The 19,447-nt window shown below is 63.2% G+C and carries 12 protein-coding genes; 5 read left to right on the forward strand and 7 right to left on the reverse strand.

Annotated elements, in window-relative coordinates; genetic code table 11:
• Positions 1–3 precede the first annotated feature (3 nt).
• From AC0VX3_RS21770 to AC0VX3_RS21780, 3 genes are read left to right on the forward strand one after another with little or no spacing between them, the layout of a single operon-like run.
• Positions 4–1,620: a GMC family oxidoreductase gene (locus AC0VX3_RS21770; protein WP_475522270.1), complete on the forward strand. Its 1,617-nt coding sequence runs from the start codon at positions 4–6 to the stop codon at positions 1,618–1,620.
• Entirely contained in the window at positions 1,617–3,104 is a 1,488-nt protein-coding gene (locus tag AC0VX3_RS21775) for an aldehyde dehydrogenase family protein (protein ID WP_475522271.1), read from the forward strand. The genes AC0VX3_RS21770 and AC0VX3_RS21775 overlap by 4 nt, the downstream gene beginning before the upstream one ends.
• Before the next feature lie 8 nt (positions 3,105–3,112).
• Entirely contained in the window at positions 3,113–4,324 is a 1,212-nt protein-coding gene (locus AC0VX3_RS21780) for a mandelate racemase/muconate lactonizing enzyme family protein (RefSeq protein ID WP_475522272.1), read from the forward strand.
• A 52-nt stretch (positions 4,325–4,376) separates the two neighbouring features.
• On the opposite strand, the gene AC0VX3_RS21785 is transcribed toward AC0VX3_RS21780, so the two are convergent.
• Complete coding sequence (locus AC0VX3_RS21785; protein ID WP_475522273.1) at positions 4,377–6,395, reverse strand: putative bifunctional diguanylate cyclase/phosphodiesterase; 2,019 nt, start codon at positions 6,393–6,395, stop codon at positions 4,377–4,379.
• A 364-nt stretch (positions 6,396–6,759) separates the two neighbouring features.
• Positions 6,760–8,922, reverse strand: a complete 2,163-nt coding sequence (locus tag AC0VX3_RS21790; RefSeq protein ID WP_475522274.1) for a malate synthase G — start codon at positions 8,920–8,922, stop codon at positions 6,760–6,762.
• Positions 8,923–9,148: 226 nt separating this feature from the next.
• On the opposite strand from AC0VX3_RS21790, the gene AC0VX3_RS21795 reads away from it, so the two are divergent.
• Both AC0VX3_RS21795 and AC0VX3_RS21800 read left to right on the forward strand, forming a co-directional pair.
• Positions 9,149–10,063, forward strand: a complete 915-nt coding sequence (locus tag AC0VX3_RS21795; protein ID WP_475522275.1) for a DMT family transporter — start codon at positions 9,149–9,151, stop codon at positions 10,061–10,063.
• 108 nt (positions 10,064–10,171) lie between these two features.
• Positions 10,172–12,949, forward strand: coding sequence for a cation:proton antiporter (locus AC0VX3_RS21800; RefSeq protein ID WP_475522276.1), 2,778 nt, complete (start codon positions 10,172–10,174; stop codon positions 12,947–12,949).
• A 41-nt stretch (positions 12,950–12,990) separates the two neighbouring features.
• Here AC0VX3_RS21800 and AC0VX3_RS21805 read toward each other — a convergent pair whose 3' ends face one another.
• The 5 genes from AC0VX3_RS21805 to AC0VX3_RS21825 all read right to left on the reverse strand — a co-directional run bounded on the left by AC0VX3_RS21805 (position 12,991) and on the right by AC0VX3_RS21825 (position 19,330).
• Positions 12,991–13,797, reverse strand: a complete 807-nt coding sequence (locus AC0VX3_RS21805) for a mechanosensitive ion channel family protein (protein WP_475522277.1) — start codon at positions 13,795–13,797, stop codon at positions 12,991–12,993.
• A gap of 185 nt (positions 13,798–13,982) precedes the next feature.
• The gene (locus AC0VX3_RS21810; protein WP_475522278.1) at positions 13,983–15,536 is read right to left on the reverse strand and encodes an ankyrin repeat domain-containing protein; all 1,554 of its coding nucleotides are present in this window, start codon (positions 15,534–15,536) and stop codon (positions 13,983–13,985) included.
• A gap of 190 nt (positions 15,537–15,726) precedes the next feature.
• Entirely contained in the window at positions 15,727–16,590 is an 864-nt protein-coding gene (locus AC0VX3_RS21815) for an SDR family oxidoreductase (protein WP_475522279.1), read from the reverse strand.
• Between the two features lie 162 nt (positions 16,591–16,752).
• On the reverse strand, positions 16,753–17,496 hold the full coding sequence (locus AC0VX3_RS21820) for a crotonase/enoyl-CoA hydratase family protein (RefSeq protein ID WP_475522280.1): 744 nt from the start codon (positions 17,494–17,496) through the stop codon (positions 16,753–16,755).
• Between the two features lie 52 nt (positions 17,497–17,548).
• Positions 17,549–19,330, reverse strand: a complete 1,782-nt coding sequence (locus AC0VX3_RS21825; protein ID WP_475522281.1) for an acyl-CoA dehydrogenase — start codon at positions 19,328–19,330, stop codon at positions 17,549–17,551.
• Positions 19,331–19,447: the final 117 nt, after the last annotated feature.

Genomic DNA, 19,447 nt, shown 5'->3' on the forward strand with positions numbered 1-19,447 from the left:
ATCATGGACAATGTCGATTACATCATCGTGGGAGCCGGCTCGGCCGGATGCATCCTCGCGGAGCGCCTCAGCGCCGATCCCGATACGCGCGTGCTGCTGCTGGAAGCAGGCGGTTCGGATGCGTCTCCCTGGGTGTCGCTGCCGCTGGGCTACGGCAAGCTCAACTCCGATCCCAGATGCACCTGGCGTTTCATGACGGAACCGGACGAAGGGCTCGGCGGACGCAGCGTGCCCTGGCCGCGCGGCCGGCTCCTGGGCGGCTCCGGTTCGATCAATGCCATGGTCTATTGCCGTGGTCTACCTGCGGATTTCGACGACTGGGAAGCCGCCGGCGCCAAGGGCTGGAACTGGGACAGTGTCAGACCCGCGTTCGAGCGCCTGGAAACCAAGGTCACCCCAGTTGGCGAAAAGCAGGGCCAGGGTCTCATTCATGTGCAGAACGTCGCCAACCAGATCCACAAGGTGAACCGGCACTTCTTTGCCGCCATAAGCGAGGTCGGCCTGCCGTGGTCCGATGATTTCAATGGCGATCATCCGGAAGGTGGCGGCGTCTATCATATCAACACCCGCAACGGCACGCGCTGTTCCTCTGCCCGCGCCTTCCTGCGGCCGGCACTCGGCCGCCCCAACCTTGTGGTTCGGACCCATGCACAGGCGAGGCGCATCCTGTTCGACGGCAAGTCGGCCCGCGGCATCGAATTGACAAACGGCGAGATCCTTCACGCCGGGCGTGAGGTGATACTGGCGGCGGGCGCCATCGGCTCACCGCAGCTTCTGCAGATTTCCGGTATCGGTCCCGGGCGCCTGCTCAGCGACCTCGGCATTCCGGTCGTTTTCAACAACGGCCATGTCGGCGGCAACCTGCAGGATCATCTCGCGGCGAACTTCACCTTCCGGGCCAGGGAACCGACGCTGAACGCGGTCCTGCGGCCGCTGCTTGGCCAGACCAGGGCGGCCCTGCAATACGCGCTGACCCGCAAGGGGCCCCTGTCGCTGTCCGTCAACCAGTGCGGCGGGTTCCTGCGCTCGCAGCAGGGGCTGAACCGGCCGGACCAGCAACTCTATTTCAATCCGATCAGCTATCGCCTGGTGCCGCGGGGCGACAACAGCCGGCTGGCCATCGACCCTTTCAACGGTTTCATCATCTGCGCCCAGCCGACCCGGCCGACCAGCCGCGGGCGGATCGATATCAGGAGCGTCGACAGCACGGTCCCGCCCGAAATCCGGCCGAACTCGCTTGCCACGGACGAGGACCGGAGAACCGTGATCGCCGGGGGGCGGCTCTGCCAGCGTCTGATGGGCAGCAAGGCGCTGAGCGCGCTTGTCGAAAGCTCCATGGCACCGCATCTGCCGGATCTCGACGATGACGGCATCCTGGCCGATTTCCGGGCGCGCGCGAGCACGGTCTTCCACCCGGTCTCGACCTGCCGGATGGGCGAGGACCAGACAAATTCGGTGGTCAGCAGCCGCCTGAAAGTTCACGGTGTCGACGGCCTTCGTGTCGTCGATGCGTCCGCATTTCCCAACATCACTTCGGGCAACACCAATGCCCCGACCATGATGCTGGCCCTAAAGGGGGCCGACCTCATTCTCGAAGACAGACATCGGGTTCAGCAATGACAGTTCAGGACATCGCACAAGACTATCTTTCGACCGGCAGGCTGGAAGCGCTTCCCACGGGACATTTCATCGACGGCAAGGTGACCCCGTCATCCGACCGCAGGATGGAAAGTTTCGATCCGGGGCGGGCGGAGGCCTTCGCCGACTTTTCCCTCGGCGGCGACGCCGAAATGGACCGGGCCATCGATGCGGCCGAGAAGGCCGCCATGCATTGGCGCCAGGTGACGCCCGCGGAACGCTGCCGCGTCCTGAACAACGTTGCCCGCGTGTTCCGGGACCAGGCAGACCGTCTCGCGGTGATCGAGGTGGTCGACAGCGGCAAGACGCTCGCGGAGGCCATGGGCGACGTCCAGTCCTCAGCCCGCCTGTTCGAATATTACGCCGGCGCCGCCGACAAGATTGATGGCCGGTCGGTCAATCTCGGCCCGGATCACACCGCCTTCACCGTGCGCGAGCCGGTCGGAGTTACAGGGCAGATCATTCCCTGGAACTATCCCACCTCGACCTTCGCGCGCGGTGTCGCCCCCGCTCTGGCCGCCGGCTGCTCCGTCGTGGCAAAGCCCGCCGAAACCACGCCGTTCACGGCTCTGGTGATGGCGGAACTGCTGACGGAGGCCGGTGTGCCGGACGGACTGGTGAATGTGGTGACAGGTCTGGGCGCCGATGTCGGTGCAAAAATGGCGCGGGACCCGCGCATCAAGCAACTCACCTTTACCGGATCCGTCGGGACCGGGGTCAACGTGGCGCGCATGGCCGCGCCGAACGTGACCCGCCTGACGCTGGAACTCGGCGGCAAGTCGCCGCTGATCGCCTTTCAGGACGCCGACCCGGAAAAGGTCGCCGACGGCGCCTACTGGGCGATCTTCTCAAATTCCGGGCAGATCTGTTCCGCCGGGTCCCGACTGATCCTGCACCGGTCGATCCGCGACGAGGTTCTGGCACTCCTGACGGACAAGGCCCGGCAGATCAGGACCGGGCACGGGTTGAGCGCACCGGACATGGGGGCGATCAATTCCGAACTGCATCTGTCGCGCATCAAGGCCCATGTCGACGCGGCGAAATCCCGTGGCGCCAACATCCTCACCGGCGGCGACGTGACCAGCGACGCGGACACCGGAAAGGGCTGGTTCTTCCAGCCGACCATCATCGCCGATCTCGAACCCGGCGACCCTGCCGTCCAGGAAGAGATCTTCGGCCCGGTGCTGTCGGTGCAGATCTTCAACACCGAGGAAGAGGCCGTGGCGCTTGCCAACGGAACGGACTTCGGTCTCATCGCCAGCGTCTACACAAGAGATGTCGGCCGGTCGATGCGTGTCGCAGGAGCTCTGGACTGCGGCCAGGTTTCCGTCAACGACTACTGGGCCGGCGGTCTGGAACTGCCCTTCGGCGGCAACAAGAAATCCGGTTACGGACGCGAAAAGGGCTGGGAAGGCCTGGACGCCTATACCAAGGTGAAATCGGTCACCATCAGCAACGCGAGCTAAGCGCCCTCATGAAACTCGACCAGATCGAAACCTTTGTCGTCGGAAACCCGCCGCCGCGTCACGGCGGCCGCTATTTCATCTTCGTCAAGCTGGTGACCGCCTGCGGCGTCACCGGCTATGGCGAGATCTACAACGCCACCTTCGGGCCGCACCTTGTGGCCGAAATGGCGAAGGACGTTTTCGAGCGGCAATTCGCCGGCGCTGACCCGCATCACATCGAGAAGCTCTGGCACAAGACCTATGGCGCCGGCTACACGCAGCGGCCCGATGTCACGGTGATGGGCGTCCTGTCCGGGCTGGAAATGTCCTGCTGGGACATTATCGGCAAGGCCGCCGGCAAGCCGGTCTACGAGCTTTTGGGCGGCAAGGTGCACGAGCGGCTGCGCTCCTACACCTATCTCTACCCGGAAGCAGGCGATGTCTATCCGGATCCGGACCGGCCCAATGTCTACAACGATCCGGATCTGGCCGCGCAAGCAGCCGCGGCCGCGGTTCGCAAGGGCTTCACGGCGGTCAAATTCGACCCGGCGGGCGCCTATACCATCTATGACGGCCACCAGCCGAGCCTTGAGGATCTGGAACGCTCCGAAGGCTTCTGCCGTGCGATCCGCGAAACGGTCGGCACCCGGGCCGACCTTCTGTTCGGCACCCACGGCCAGTTCACGGTCTCCGGTGCCAAGCGCATGGCCCGCCGCATCGAAGCTTACGACCCGTTGTGGTTCGAGGAGCCGATCCCGCCGGAAAAACCTGAGGACATGGCCGAGGTCGCCCGCTTCACGTCCATTCCCGTGGCCACCGGCGAACGGCTCTGCACGAAATACGAGTTCTCGCGCGTGCTGGAAACGGGCGCCGCGTCAATCCTGCAGATGAACCTCGGCCGCGTCGGCGGCCTGCTGGAAGCCAGGAAGATCGCGGGGATGGCCGAATGTCATTCCGCGCAGATCGCGCCACATCTCTACTGCGGCCCGCTGGTGGCGCTCGCCAACATCCAACTGGCTGCCTGCAGCCCGAATTTTCTGGTGCTGGAATCGATCCGGACCTTCGACGGGTTCTATGCGGACCTTCTGAACACGCCAATCCGCTGGGAAGACGGCTATGTCATACCTTCAGGCGAACCGGGACTGGGGCATGAGCTGAACGAAGCCGTCGCGAGAGCCAACCCGTACACGGGCACCGAATTGCATCTGGGCCTTCAGGAGAGCCCGGCGCTGCCGCTTTGAAAGGGCTGTGAGCCGGCAGGCACAAGCCGGCTCCTGGAGGCAAAGATGGGGATCACGCGACCTGGCTGATCCGTGCGGCTTCCTGGTCGGGACTGCCGGAACGCACCGGAGCGGGTATCATCAGGGCGACCCGCAGGTCGGCGGTCGGCATCGGCTTTCCGAACAGGTATCCCTGCACCTCGCTGCAGCCGAGCCTGGCGAGAAACGCGAGATGGTCCTCCGTTTCGACGCCTTCGGCAAGCACGGGTATCCCGAGGCTCTCGCCGAGAATGATCGTGGCCCGGACGATGGCCTCGGACTGCTTGTTGGCGCCGAGGTCCTTGATGAATTCCCGGTCGATCTTGATCTTGTCGAAGGGAAAGGCCTGCAGGGTCGCCAGCGAGGAATAGCCCGTCCCGAAATCATCCATCGCGACCCGTACACCGAGCCGCTTCAACTGGTGAATGACCTGCAGGGCGTGCGTGGTGTCGGCAATGATGCCGGTTTCCGTGATTTCCAGCTCCAGACGCTCCGGCTTCAGTCCGGTTTCCCGCAAGGCATGAGCGACGATGTCCGGAAACTGCGGATCGGACAGTTGCACCGGCGCGACGTTGACCGCCACCTTGACCGGAAGGGTCCAGCCAGCGGCCTCCCGGCAGGCGGTGCGGAGGGTCCACGCGCCGATGTCCCGGATCTGGCCGGTTTTCTCCGCGATCGGAACGAATTCGTCGGGCGCGACCCGACCCCGTGAGGGGTGGTTCCAGCGCAGCAGAACCTCGACGCCCGTCACATCCCGGGTCACGACGTGGTTCTGCAACTGATAGAAGAGCTCGAATTCACCGTTCCGGAGCGCGTTGCCCAGATCCATGGCCAGGGCGCTGCGATCCCGGATCTGCTGGTCCTTCTGGGTATCATAGCAGAGCGCGGCATTGCCTCCGGCAGCCTTGGCCCGGTGCATGGCCTGCTCCGCGGCCTCCATCAGGTGCGCGCCGCTGGTGGCATGGTCGGGATAGGTCGCGTAGCCGACACAGCAGCTTGCGCGGATCTCCTCGCCCTGCCAGGTCATCGGCAGGCCCACGATTTTCTGAACTCTCTTGCAAAGATCCAGCATGTCGCCGCGAAAATAGACCGGCTTGCCGACGATGGCGAATTCGTCGCCGCTGATCCTGGCGACATATTCCCCTGTTTCCAGGTACTGCGACAGGCCATTCGCCACATGGCGCAACAGCGCGTCCCCGCCCGCGTGTCCGAGGACTTCGTTGACTTGCTTGAACCGGGTCAGGTTGCAGCTCAGCACGATCATGCGCGCATTGTCGTTGAAAACGCGGGCCAGGGCTCCCTCAAGATGGAAGTCGAGTGCCGCGCGGTTGGGAAGTCCCGTCAGGGGATCGTGATTGGCGATGTGGTTCAGGCGTGTGTCGGCTACTTCGGTGTTCGCGTTGTCGATCGAATAGGTGATCGTCGCCGACAGCATGAGAACGCTCATGGTGAAAACGATGGCGATGCCGACAAGCTGGTTGGAGACGAGGTCCTTGACGCTGCCGTCAAGCCTCAGCGGCAGGATGTCGACGCCGGTCATGGCGACGAAATGAAGACTTGCCACGGCCAGGATCAGACTGATCACCGCCCCGTATTTGCAGTATCTGGTGACCGGACGGGCAAGCCGGTTGGTCGCGATCGCACCGAAAATACAGGACAGGACGACGGCGGCGGCGACGTAGGGCGCGGAGAGTGTCAGGATGCCGGAGACCTGCATGGCCGCGATCCCAATGAAATGCATGGCCGCGATCGACGCGCCGAAAACGACCCCGCCGACCTCGATCAGAAACGACCGCTGCGTGAGACTGCTGATCATCAGTCCGGCGGTCGTGCCGGCGACGGCCACGAGAAGCGAGAAAGCGCTCAGGCCCAGATCGTAGCCCAGAACAAGCGGGCTGCTGTAGGCGATCATCGCGACAAAATGCGTGCTCCAGATGCTTCCACCCGCGATCAGGCCGGACAGAAGCAGCCACAAGTGCTTGAGATCGCCATGCGTGCGCCGAACCCTCGCGTAGAGGCGCACGGTCAGCACCGACCCAATCGCCAGGATCATGACCGCAAGCACCACGAACAAGGGATCATGTTCGAATACTATGCATGACAGCACTGTTAGCATCATCTACTCCAGAAGATGCAAACTACCGCGTTTTGCGAAGAAAATCGTAAAAGCACGCAGGCGTGCGAACATATGACTAACAACCGGTTAAAGACCGTAACTTTCTGAAAAGAAATACATATTTCCGAGAGCCTCGCTGCCATGCAACCGCAAGAATTTGCCTCGAATTTTACCGGTTAAGGCTTGCCGCTGCCTGGTCTCCGGGACCGCCGGATTTGCTTGCGGCTCAGCATTGCCGCCTCCGGACAGGCCGGTTCCCGCGCATCCGCGCGAGAACCGGCCTGTCCGGCACGGTATGGCGTCAGGCGACGGCCCTGGCCTTGAACTCGATGCGGCGGCGGTGCAGCACCGGCTCAGTGTAGCCGTTGGGCTGTTTCGTACCTTCGAACACGAGCTCGCAGGCGGCCTGGAAGGCAACGGATCCGTCAAAATCCGCGGCCATCGGACGATAGTCGGGATCGCCCGCGTTCTGACCGTCCACAACGGCCGCCATGCGCTTCATGGTTTCCAGAACCTGATCCTCCGAAACCACACCGTGATGCAGCCAGTTGGCGATGTGCTGGGAGGAAATGCGCAGCGTTGCCCGGTCTTCCATCAGGCCGACGTCGTTGATGTCCGGCACCTTGGAGCAACCGATCCCCTGCTCCACCCAGCGCACGACGTATCCAAGGATCCCCTGGGCGTTGTTGTCGAGTTCCGCCTGAATGTCCTTCGGCGCCCAGTTCGGGCGGTCCGCAACCGGTATGGACAGGATGTCCTCCAGTTTCGCCGCGTCGCGGGTCTTCAGCTCCTCCTGCCGGTCGGCCACATTGACCTTGTGGTAGTGCAGCGCGTGCAGCGTCGCTGCGGTCGGAGACGGCACCCAGGCGGTGTTGGCGCCGGACATCGGATGGCCGATCTTCTGCTCCAGCATGGCATTCATCAGGTCCGGCATCGCCCACATGCCCTTGCCGATCTGAGCATGCCCCGGCAGGCCGCAGGCCAGCCCGACATCGACATTGTTGTTTTCATAGGCGCCGATCCAGGCCGCGGCCTTCATGTCGCCCTTGCGGATCATCGGGCCGGCTTCCATCGAGGTGTGCATCTCGTCACCGGTCCGGTCCAGGAAGCCGGTGTTGATGAAGAACACCCGGTCTCTTGCCTTGCGAATGCATTCCTTGAGGTTCACCGTGGTGCGGCGTTCCTCGTCCATGATGCCCATCTTGAGCGTGTTGCGCGCCAGGCCGAGCGTGTCCTCGACACGGTCAAAAATCTCGCAGGCAAACGCAACCTCCTCCGGGCCGTGCATCTTCGGTTTGACGATATAGACCGACCCGGCGCGGCTGTTGAGCCTCCGCCCGCTCGGACCAACGTCATGCAGCGCGATCAGCCCCGTGAGCATGCCGTCAAGCAGTCCTTCGGGAACTTCGTTTCCGTCCCTGTCCAGAACGGCGCCGATGGTCATGAGGTGGCCGACATTGCGCACCAGCAGCAGCGAGCGGCCGTGCAGCGCCAGTGCGCCGCCGTCCGGTGCCGTGTAGTGCCGGTCGCCATTCATGCGCCGGACGACGGTCTCGCCGCCCTTTTCGAAAGTTTCTTCCAGATCGCCCTTCATCAGGCCGAGCCAGTTGGAATAGACGACGAGCTTGTCCTCGGCATCGACGGCGGCGACGGAATCCTCGCAGTCCATGATCGTCGACATGGCCGATTCCAGGATGATGTCGGAAACATGGGCCTTGTCGGTCCTGCCGATCGGATGCTGGCTGTCGACGTTGATCTCCAGATGCAGGCCGTTCCTGACCAGAAGCACCTTGTAGGGGGCGGCCGGTTCTCCGGTATAGCCGGCGAACTGGCCGGGATCGGAGAGTGCCAGCGGTCCATTGTCGCTCCCGAGCACCAGCGCCTCGTTCTCCACGGCGAAGCCGGTGACGTCCGCCCAGCTGCCCACAGCAAGCGGAGCCGCGTCGTCCAGGACCTTGCGGGCATAGGCAATCACCTGCGCACCGCGCTCAGGATCGAACCCCTTGCCCTGCGGCCGCGAGCCCATGGCATCCGTGCCGTAGAGCGCATCGTAGAGCGAGCCCCAGCGGGCATTGGCCGCGTTCAGCGCGTAGCGGGCATTCATCACGGGCACGACGAGCTGCGGACCGGCAACCGTGCCGATTTCCGGATCAATGTTCGAGGTGCCGACATCGAAGTCTTCGCCTTCAGGCACAAGGTATCCGATCTCCTGAAGGAATGTCTTGTAGCCGGCCATGTCCGGGGTGCCGGGATTGGCCTTGTGCCAGGCGTCGATTTTCTCCTGGAGGCGGTCCCGCTGCTCCAGAAGAGCCCGGTTCTTCGGGGCAAGATCATGGATCAGGCTGGAAAAGCCTTTCCAGAAGCGCTCCCGATCGACGCCGGTATCCGGCAACGCCTTCTCGTTGACGAAGTCGTAAAGGGCACTGTCCACCTGCAATCCATATGCGTCGATCCGGCTTGTCATACCATTCTCCATTCATTTGCTGACCCGGAGGCTATTCGCCGTGTGTTTTGGTGTCAAAACGGGCACGCGTCAATCGTCGGAGACCAAGCATGACTTTCTCCGTGGAGGAAAAAATCAGTTACATTATTTCTGACGGCGCACCGGCAAACACGCAGAATGCCCTTTGCGCGGACTGCATGATCCGTTACCGATGGGGTCTCCTGCACCGATATATCCCAAGGAATTCATGCTCGCTTTCATTAAACGCTCTGGCGACCTGACCTATGGCAACGCCGTGCTGATGCTTGTCCTGACGACACTGTTCTGGGGCGGCAACACGGTGGCCGGGCGCCTTGCGGTCGGCGAAGTCTCGCCGATGGTGGTCGTTTTTCTGCGCTGGGTCATCGTGGCCGCCATTCTGCTCCCCCTGCAGGCGGCGAGCATCCGGTCCGAATGGCCGGCGATGCGGCCGTATTTTCCGCGCATGCTGCTGATGGCGATCTTCGGTTTCGTGGGTTTCAACTCGCTGTTCTACATTGCCGCCACCCAGACGACCGCAGTCAATCTGGGCATTCTCCAGGGCTCGATGCCGATCCTGGTGCTGGTCGGCTCCATGATCTCCTTCGGGACCCGGGTTCGGTTCGTTCAGGTGCTCGGCATACTGCTGACGCTGGTCGGCGTGATCCTGATCGCGGCCCAGGGCAAGCTTGAGGTGCTTCTGGCCCTCGCCGTCAATCCGGGTGACGGGGTCATGCTTCTCGCATGCGTGCTTTATTCGGGCTACACCCTGGCGCTCAGGAACCGGCCCCGTGTACCCCCGCTGGCCTTCTTCGCGGTGCTGTCCGGCATCTCCGCGCTGACCTCCGTGCCGGGGCTCTTTTACGAGATCGCCAACGAAAGCGTGCGATGGCCAAGTCATCAGGGCTGGTTCGTGGTTCTTTACATCGCGCTGTTTCCCTCGTGCCTGGCGCAGATTACCTTCATGCGCGGCGTGGAACTGATCGGACCGGCCCGGGCGGGTGTATTCATCAATCTTGTGCCGATTTTCGCCGCCATCCTGGCCGTCTCGATCCTGGGCGAGCCCTTCGAGTGGCACCACGGTATCGCGATGGGGCTCGTGCTCGGGGGCATCTGGCTGTCAGAGCGCAAGGCTTCCAGGTGACACGCACCCGCACCCAACCAATCAACGCTTTACCGAGTATTTGAAAATCATGTCATTGCATTTGAAATTGCCGCAATCGCGGTGCACCATGTCTTAATGGAAACGCCATTGATTACAGGCGCTTTTGCGCTGCTCCTGCTGACAATATCCCTGCTGCAGCCGCTCGCCCGGCGGCTCGGGCTGGCGCCCAGCGTTCTGCTGGCCACCGTGGGCACGCTGATCGGCATTCTGGCGATCTATCTGCGCTACACGGCCGAGACCAACGTCTTCAACGCCATCGCGGATGTCTTCATCAATCCGCCGCTGGATTCGGAGATGATCCTTTACATCTTTCTGCCGATCCTGCTGTTCCAGACCGCCCTGACCCTGGACGTCCGCCGGATCATGGAGGATGCCGGCCCCATTCTGGTTATGGCGATCGTGGCGGTTTTCGTGGCGACGGTGTTGATCGGCTTCGCGCTCTATCCACTCGCCTTGCTGTTTTCTCTCACGGACATCTCCCTCGTCGCCTGCCTGCTGCTCGGCTCGATCGTGGCCACCACCGACCCGGTCGCCGTGGTCGCCATTTTCCGCGACATCGGAGCACCGGCGCGGCTCGGACGCATCGTCGAGGGCGAAAGCCTGTTGAACGACGCCGCGGCCATCGTCATCTTCGTGATCCTCGTGCATATTCTCACCGGGCAACAAGCGCTGTCGGTGAACGAGGCCGCGATTGCCTTTTTCCGGTCTCTGGCCGGCGGCTTCATTGTCGGGGCGCTTCTGGGGCGGATCGCCGTAAGCCTCCTGCCGGTCATGCGCGACATCCCCCTGGCCCAGGTGACGTTGAGCCTGGCCCTGCCCTACGGCACCTATGTGCTCAGCGACCAGTTCGCCGATGTTTCCGCCGTGGTGGCGGTGGTCTGTGCGGGAACCGTGTTCAATTTCTACGGGCCGGCGCGCATCCAGCCGGCCAACTGGCAGTTTCTTCATGCCGTGTGGGAGCAGATCTCCTTCTGGGCGGCATCGCTGATCTTTCTGCTCTCGGCCATCCTGATCCCGCGTTTCGTGGAAGGTTTCACGCCGGTCGACATCCTGCTGCTGCTGGTCGTCATCATTGCCGCGCTGGCAGCGCGGGCCGTGGTGATATTCGGACTGTTGCCGGTTCTGAGCATTTTCAGGATGGGGCAATCGATCAACAACAAGTTCAAGACCGTGATCCTTTGGGGCGGCATGCGCGGGGCCGTGACACTGACGCTGGCGCTGAGCGTGTCCGAGCATGCGGCCCTGTCGGAGGAAGTCTCCGTTTTCGTCACCAAGCTGGCGACGGGGTTCGTGCTGTTCACCCTGCTTGTCTACGGCACCAGCCTGAAGCCGCTGATCCGTCTGCTGGGCCTCAATCAGTTGAACCCCCGCGACGAGGCGTTCCGGACACAGTTCCAGGCGCTGTCCCTGTCGGACGTGCGCCACGGGCTGGAGAGCGCGGCGAAAGAATATCATATCGGGCCCCATGCCACCGCGCAGGTGCTCAACGAATATGAGGACAGGGCTGGTGCCGCGGCGGCGGAAACCAACAAGCTGGAGGAACTGAAAGACTGGGACCGCGTCCGCATCGGACTGATTGCCCTGGCGGACCGGGAACAGCAGCTTGTGCTGGAACACTTCCACGAGAAAACCATTTCGGGCCGATCGGTGTCGCGCTTCCTTACGCTGACGGGCCGGACCGGCGACCTGACCCGCAGTGACGGCCGGTCCGGCTACAACAAGGCCACACGGCAGCCGCTGAAGTTCGATTTCTCGTTCCGCCTGGCCCAGGCCCTGCAAAGACGGCTGCGGATCACGCGGCCGCTTGCGATCCGTCTTGCCGACCGTTTCGAGTTCCTGCTGATCTACCGGATCCTCGCGGACGAGCTGATCGAGTTCAGCAACGAAGACATCCGGCCGCTGCTCGGCGATCGCGTCGGCGACATTCTCCACGACACGCTCGCCATCCGTCAGGACGAGACCCTGCAGGCCATCGACGCCCTGCGCCTTCAATATCCCGACTATGCCGACGCCCTGGAAGAGCAGTTCCTCAGAAGGGCCGGTGTCCGCCTGGAGGAAACCGCCTACGACGATGCCAAGGCGCAGATGCTGATCGGGACGGAATTGCACCGTGACCTGTTGCGCGATGTTGAACGTGCCCGCCGTGCCTGCAACACGCGCCCGAAACTCGATCTGGGGCTGAAGACACGCGAACTGGTGAATGCCCACCCGCTGTTCGCCGATTTGCCGGCCAAACAGAAGAAGGCGATCCGGCGCATGATGCGGCCGCAATTCGCAACCCCGGGGGAAAAGCTGATCCGCAAGGGCGACCGGGGCGATGCCGCCTATTTCATCGCCTCGGGTGCGGTCGAAGTGCGCACGCCGACCCATGCCGTCCGCCTGGGACGGGGCGACGTTTTCGGCGAGATCGCGCTGATGACGGGCGGCCGGCGCAGCGCGGACGTGGTCGCGCTCGGCTATTGCCAGTTGCTCAGCCTCGGGGCGCAGGACTTCAAGGATCTGATGAAGCAGCATGAGGACCTGCGCGAGCATGTCGGTGCCCTTGCGCGCAAGCGGCAGTTCATGAACACCGACGACGACACCACCGAGATCGAGGATCCCGTTGTGCCGTTCTTCGCCGATATCGTGCCGCGCGAGCACGAGGAAACGCAGGCCAAGGGGAGCGAGGAACCGATCCCGGACGCCACGCCCGAAATCGCCGGAAGCGATGAGACGACCGGAAGCAATGAGACGGCCGAATCCACCGAGGAGCGCTCAGCCCCCCCGGAGGCATCGGAACCGGAGGCTGCCTGCGAAGCCGGAGACGACGCGGAGCCGGGCGAGACCGCAGGCGAGGCGTCGCGGCAGAAGATGGAGACGGCGTAGTCCCGGGACGGGCCCGATGCCCGTCCCGTGTGCGCAAGGCCTCAGCCTGCTTTCTGGATTTCCACTGCGTGCGGATAGGGAATGGAAATGCCGCCCGCATCGAAGGCTTCCTTGACCGCCTTCAGCATATGGAATTTCAGCTCCCAGTAGTCGCCGGAACTGCACCACAGGCGCACACCCAGATCGACGGAACTGTCGCCGAGATTTGTCACCCGGACCCAGGGTTCGGGATCTTTTTGAACACGCGCGTCGGCATTGGCGACATCGAGAATGATCTGGACCGCCTTGTCGATGTCGTCGCCATAGTCGATGCCGAAGGTCAGATCGAGACGGCGGGTGGGATGGGCGGAGTAGTTGGTCAACACCGTTCCCCAGGCCTGGCCGTTGGGCATGATGATCTGCACATTGTCCGGCGTGACCAGTTCGGTCACGAAAATATTCAGGTCTTTCACGGTTCCGCTGGTGCCGCCGATGTCGACGAACTGGCCGATCCTGTAAGGCCGGAAGATGATCAGCATGACCCCGGCGGCGATGTCGCTCAGGGTGCCCTGAAGGGCGAGACCGATCGCCAGCGTACCGGCGCCGAGGACGGCCACGAGGCTTGTTGCCTGGATGCCGAACAACTGCAACACGGCGATCAAGGTGATCAGGAGAACCACCCAGCGCACGAGCGAGGCGGCAAAACCGCCGATGGTATCGTCGATGCGCGGATGGTTCACGATCCGCCTCTTGACCAACGCCGACAGGAAACCCGCCAGAAACCACCCGATTGCCAGGACGACGACCGCCTTGACCGCGTTGATCAGCAGCGGTGCGTACACGCTGACCTGGTCCAATGCACCTTCCATAGTGAATTCTCCTTTCAAAATCCGGTTTCGACCATATGCAGGTTTTGGCGCTTGTTCCGCCATGAAGCCTCAAGTCCCCAACCTTTTGATCCGTTTGGGAGCGCACCCCTGTCAGATCTGCCGAGCCCGCCGCCAAAGGTGGCGGGCTCGGAGGGGCGGACCCTCTGCCCGCCCGCCATACCGGCTTACGACTGACCGGACTGTTCCTGCCAATCCTCCAGAAACGCCGCCATGTCCGGATTGCCGCAATGGGTGACATAGTGCGGCCGAAGAACGCTGCCGGCCTCCAGCAACAGCCGCGCGCAGGCGACATGGTCGCTGTCGATACGCGCCGGCGCGAATTCGGAACCGTGCACCACCGTGTCGAGCGCGTCGCCGCCGTAGTGGTTCTTCCTGGAAAGATCCGGATCGAGCGACAGAAAGTAGCTCAGCTCCGGCACCAGTCCATGCCATCCAGCGATATGCAAGGGCGGCAGCCCCATGCCGTCGACCGCGTCGGGGTCAAAACCGGCTTCCACGAGGGCCTTCAGATGATCGAGCCGACCGGGCAACGCCGCCAGTTCGCTCAGAAGGCCGCGGTCTTCACAGGTCAGCGCGGCAGGGTCCAGGCTTGCAGGGTCCAGGCTTGCAGGGTCCAGGCTTCCCGGCCGGGCGGCGCCGTCGGCGCAGGCCGCGAGGATCATCTCGCTTTCGGAGAGCGCCGAAGCGTGCCCTTTCTCCTCCAGCCTATCCGCTGCGGCCTTGTTGCCGTAGATCCGCGCGAGCGCATAGGGCGTGTGGCCCTGCCAGGCCGCCCCCGCGTCCGCGCCGAACTTGAGAAGAAGCGCGACGATCCCGGCCGGGCGGCCGCGCCGGACAGCCTGATGGAGCGCGGGAATGGTGTTCAGCGGCAGGCCGCCCGGCTGGTCCGGCACGGTGATGTTGGGATCGGCCCCGGCTTCCAGGAGCATCCGCACCTTGACCTCGTCCTCGAAATCGAGCGCCCGTGGCAGCGCATTGGTGCCGTCAGGACGGGCGCCGTGGCTCAGAAGCAACTCAAGCGCCTGCGGGTGGTCCAGTTCAGCCGCATGATAGAGGCTTTCCCTGTCATTGGGGTCGGCGCCTTTTTCCAGAAGCCATCGGCCGAGCGTGAAATTGTCCGCATGACAGAGCGCCCCATAAAGGGCGGGAAGCAGGTCCTTTTCACCTGGCTGAAACGGATACCCGTCATTGACGTCCGCACCGTTTGCAACCAGCAGCCCGGCAATCGCCATCATGTCGGCCTCTTTTTCGGGACTGCGGTGAATTTCCCTTGAAAACGCCAGGTGCAGGATCGGCGAGCGCAAGCCGACAGGCCGGACAGCCGCGCCGGGATCGCTGCCGACAGCCGTCTGCACCGCTTCCAGATCGTAAAGCGCAACCTGCAGGCCGAGATTGTCGTCCTTCAGGGTCGGATCCTCAGCCAGAAGCCTGTCGGTTTTCCAGTGTTGTCCCTGGTAGAGCGCCACTTTCAGCCGCTCGGCCTTTTCGGTTCGGCTCATGGCCGCGCTTTCGACTGCAAATTTCAGTTTCGGCCAACTGTCATGGCCCTCTTCGCAGGCAATCACATGCAGAAAGTCGGCATGTCTGAGCATCTTGCCGGGGGCGACATGAGCGGCAACGCGCGCATGGGCTTCCGGATCGCCGGCCGCATGGGCTTTTCTGAGGCGGCGGGCCGCGTTCTTGCAGGTATCGAGGGTGAATGCAGGTCCATCGGACATGGCTTTTCTCCTGTTGCAAAGCCCGGGCGATCCGCTGGTTTCGGGCGCAGGTGAAAAACCGGCATATGTCGTCAGTCGTCAGGGCGCTTGCGCTTTCCGCGGATCCGGTTGCCGCCCTCATCGGCACCGGGAAAATTGCATGAACAGGCTCGTCAATGCAAGCCTGTCCAGCTTTTTTTGGCGCCGGCGCTCAGCCTTTGAGCGGTCCGAGATCGCAGGGCGCTTCGCTGTCCTCCGGCACGAAAAAGTCCGGGGCCAGTGCCTGGCGCGGATCGACCCGGTATTTGTCGAAATCGGTGACGCCCCGGCTTGCCAGGAAAGTATCATCGATCAGAAACTGACCTGTTAGCTCCTTCGACGGCGATATGAAGATTTCATGGGCGGCGTCGGCGAGGATATCCGGTGTCCGGCTCTGCTGCATCAGCTTGTCGCCGCCGATGATGTTCCTGATCGCCGCCGTGGCGATGGTCGTGCGCGGCCACAGAGCGTTGACGGCAATGCCGCTGGACCGCAATTCACCGGCCAGGCCGAGCACGGTCAGGCTCATGCCGTATTTGGCGATCGAATAGGGCGTGAACGGCGCGAACCATTTCTCCTGCATGTCGAGCGGCGGCGACAGCATCAGAATGTGCGGATTGCCGGCGTTTTTCAGATGCTCGATCGCATGTTTGGAACAGGCCAGCGTGCCGCGCGTGTTGATCTGGTGCATCAGGTCAAAGCGCTTCATGTCGGTCTGGGCAAGCGGCGTCAACTGGATGGCGCTGGCATTGTTGACCAGGATGTCCAGGCCGCCGAAATGTGCGGCGGTCTTGTCGATTGCCGCCTTCACGGCTTCGTCGTCGCGCACGTCAACAACCAGCGGCAGCGCCTTGCCGCCTGCGGCCTCGATTTCCTTCGCGGCCGTATAGATCGTGCCTTCCAGCTTGGGATGCGGCTCGGCGGTCTTGGCGGCAACGGCGATGTTGGCGCCGTCGCGAGCTGCTCTCAGCGCGATTGCCTTGCCGATGCCGCGCGAGGCACCGGTGATGAACAGGGTCTTGCCCTTCAGGGACATGTTTTCTCCTCCTCTGGAGTGATGCCTTGGAACGCTCGAATTTGCCGGCCGGTCATTCCCCGCCTGCCGGAGACATCGGCAAGCATTGTCTTTTTCACGCCGTCGCCTCCCGGCTCTGCGCTTGCCACCCTCAGGACCGATGACGTTTCCCCGGTCCGTATGCTAGGCGGTCTTTTTCGTCATGAAGGCCTGAAACGCCGCCATTGTCTCCGGCGCGCTCAGACGGCTTGCGAAGATCCGGATTTCCTCTTCGACCCGCTCGGAAAGCTTCTGCGTATCGCCGCGCAGAAGCTTGCGCGACAGCGCCATTGCTTCGGGCGGCTTCGCCGCGATCTCTTCGGCGCAGGCCAGGGCGGCGGCATCGACATCGCCTTCGACCACTTCATTGACCAGACCGGCCATCTCCGCCTTTCGCGCCGAAAACGCCCGGCCGAGGCAGAGCAGTTCAAAGGCGCGCGCATGGCCCATGAGCTGCGGCCCGAGAAGGCTGGAGCCTGCCTCCGGCACCAGACCGAGATCGACAAAGGGCGAGCGGATGAGCGTGCGCGGACTGGCGAACACCATGTCGCAATGCATCAGCAAGGTGGTGCCGACGCCGATGGCGATGCCGTCGAGTGCGGCCACCAGCGGCTTTTCGTTCCTCACCAGCGCGCGCAGGAAACGGACGACGGGCGTTTCGCCCAGACCGGACTTGCCGGCATATTGCAGGAAATCGCCGATGTCGTTGCCGGCGGTGAAGACTTCCGGCTGACCGCAGACCAGATGGCAGCGGACGGTGTCATCCGAGTTGCCGCTCTCAAGCGCCTCCGCCAGATCGGTATACATCTGTCCCGTCAGAGCGTTCTTCTTCTCCAGGCGGTCCAGACGCAGGGTCCGGACGCCGTTTTCCTGGGATATTCGGATCATAGTCAACTCCTGTGGGCGGATCAGGACGCCAGAATTTCACAATGCCAAAACGTCAGGACGCCGAGGCTTCCGCATCGAAGGCCAGCACGGAAGCGGCAGACAGGAGAATGTCCGACTTGAGACCCGCCGTTTCCCCAAGCGTGGTTTCACAGAAATTCCGGGCCAGCAGCGTGCGTTCGGCAAGTTTACCTGCCGGCTCCGCGCCGGAGCGCAACGCCCCCCTGGCGAGCAACGCACCGCCAAGCGCAAGCCCGGCAACGCGCAGATAGGGCGTCGCCCCCGCCAGCGCCTCCGCGACGCGCCCTTCCGACTGTGCGGTCAGCATGAAGTCCGTGGTTTCTTCCAGATCGCCGATGCTCGCCAACAGACGTTCCGCCGCCGCACCGAATTCCGGGCGGTTGGAGGCGGCCACCTCCCCGGCTATATCCTTCAGCTCCGCGATAAAGCCCCTGACATGCTCGCCGCCGGAGAGCGGCAGCTTGCGCATGACAAGATCGATGGACTGGATGCCGTTGGTGCCCTCGTAGATCGGGGCGATGCGGGCGTCGCGCAGGTGCTGGGCCGCGCCGGTCTCCTCGATGAAGCCCATGCCGCCATGGATCTGGATGCCGAGCGAAGCGACCTCGACGCCGAAATCGGTCGAAAGCGCCTTGGCAATCGGCGTCAGCAGACTGGCCCGTTCGGACCAGAATTTTGCCGCGTCCGGGTCTTCGGCCGCATGCGCCATGTCGATCGCATGGGCGCAGGAGTAGCAGATCGCGCGGGCGACCTGGGTTCTCGTTTTCATGCCGAGCAGCATGCGCTTGATGTCGGGATGGCGGGCTATCGGGCTCATGCCCTCGCCCTTGTCTCCCGCAGCCCGTCCCTGCTTGCGGTCGAGCGCATAGGCGAGCGCATCCTGACAGGCGCGTTCGGCAACACCGAGCCCCTGGATGCCGACGGCCAGGCGCGCGTTGTTCATCATCGTGAACATGCAGGCCAACCCGCGGTTTTCCTCGCCGACAAGCCAACCGACGGCACCGCCTTCGTCGCCATAGATCATGGTGCAGGTCGGCGAACCGTGAATGCCCATCTTGTGCTCGACCCCGGCAACGCGGACATCGTTGCGCGCGCCCGGAGAGCCGTCGTCATTGACGAGAAACTTGGGCACCAGAAACAGGGAGATGCCCCTGGTTCCGGGAGGCGCATCCGGCAGACGGGCCAGCACCATGTGAACGATGTTGTCGGTCAGGTCGTGGTCGCCATAGGTGATGAAAATCTTTTGCCCGAAAATACGGTAGGTGCCGTCGTCCCGGCGTTCCGCCTTTGCTTTCAGGGCATTGAGATCCGAACCGGCCTGAGGCTCGGTCAGATTCATTGTGCCCATCCACTCGCCGGAAACCAGCTTTTCCAGATATCTGGCTTTCAGCTCCGGCGACGCATGCTTTTCCATCGCCTCGACGGCGCCGATCGTGAGGGTCGGTCCGATCGCGAATGCCATGGAGCCTGAATTCCACATTTCCAGCGCGGCGGCGGACAGCATCTGCGGCAAACCCTGGCCACCGAATTCGGGATCGGCGGTCAAGCCGTTCCAGCCCCCCTCTATCCAGGCATGATAGGCCTCGCGCCATCCGGGAGACGTTGTCACCTTGCCATCGGCAAGCTGTGTGCCGTGTTTGTCGGCCACCGCGTTGAGTGGTGCGATCTCGTCGGCGGCGAACCGGCCGGCCTCCGTGACGATGGCGTCGACAAGATCGTCGCCGAGTTCGGCAAAACGGTCACTTTTCCGCAGATCTCCAAATCCGCAGACGTGTTTCAACGTGAAGGCAATCTCATCGACAGGGGCGCGATACATTCAGGTCCTCCCAAACCAGCCGGCTTGGCGCACGCCGGCAATTGACTGTTTTCACTGTTCCGAGCTTGACGGCGGCGCGGCTTCTCCGCAAAAGGCGCTATCGGCAGCGGTTTGAAC

This window comes from Roseibium sp. QJM3NY_11 (assembly GCF_056173175.1).

Excerpts from the sequence above, each read along its gene's own strand:
- AC0VX3_RS21770 (WP_475522270.1), top strand. The coding sequence starts at position 4 with ATGGACAATGTCGATTACATCATCGTGGGAGCCGGCTCGGCCGGATGC.
- AC0VX3_RS21775 (WP_475522271.1), top strand. The coding sequence starts at position 1,617 with ATGACAGTTCAGGACATCGCACAAGACTATCTTTCGACCGGCAGGCTG.
- AC0VX3_RS21780 (WP_475522272.1), top strand. The coding sequence starts at position 3,113 with ATGAAACTCGACCAGATCGAAACCTTTGTCGTCGGAAACCCGCCGCCG.
- AC0VX3_RS21785 (WP_475522273.1), bottom strand. The coding sequence starts at position 6,395 with ATGATCCTGGCGATTGGGTCGGTGCTGACCGTGCGCCTCTACGCGAGG.
- AC0VX3_RS21790 (WP_475522274.1), bottom strand. The coding sequence starts at position 8,922 with ATGACAAGCCGGATCGACGCATATGGATTGCAGGTGGACAGTGCCCTT.
- AC0VX3_RS21795 (WP_475522275.1), top strand. The coding sequence starts at position 9,149 with ATGCTCGCTTTCATTAAACGCTCTGGCGACCTGACCTATGGCAACGCC.
- AC0VX3_RS21805 (WP_475522277.1), bottom strand. The coding sequence starts at position 13,797 with ATGGAAGGTGCATTGGACCAGGTCAGCGTGTACGCACCGCTGCTGATC.
- AC0VX3_RS21810 (WP_475522278.1), bottom strand. The coding sequence starts at position 15,536 with ATGTCCGATGGACCTGCATTCACCCTCGATACCTGCAAGAACGCGGCC.
- AC0VX3_RS21815 (WP_475522279.1), bottom strand. The coding sequence starts at position 16,590 with ATGTCCCTGAAGGGCAAGACCCTGTTCATCACCGGTGCCTCGCGCGGC.
- AC0VX3_RS21820 (WP_475522280.1), bottom strand. The coding sequence starts at position 17,496 with ATGATCCGAATATCCCAGGAAAACGGCGTCCGGACCCTGCGTCTGGAC.
- AC0VX3_RS21825 (WP_475522281.1), bottom strand. The coding sequence starts at position 19,330 with ATGTATCGCGCCCCTGTCGATGAGATTGCCTTCACGTTGAAACACGTC.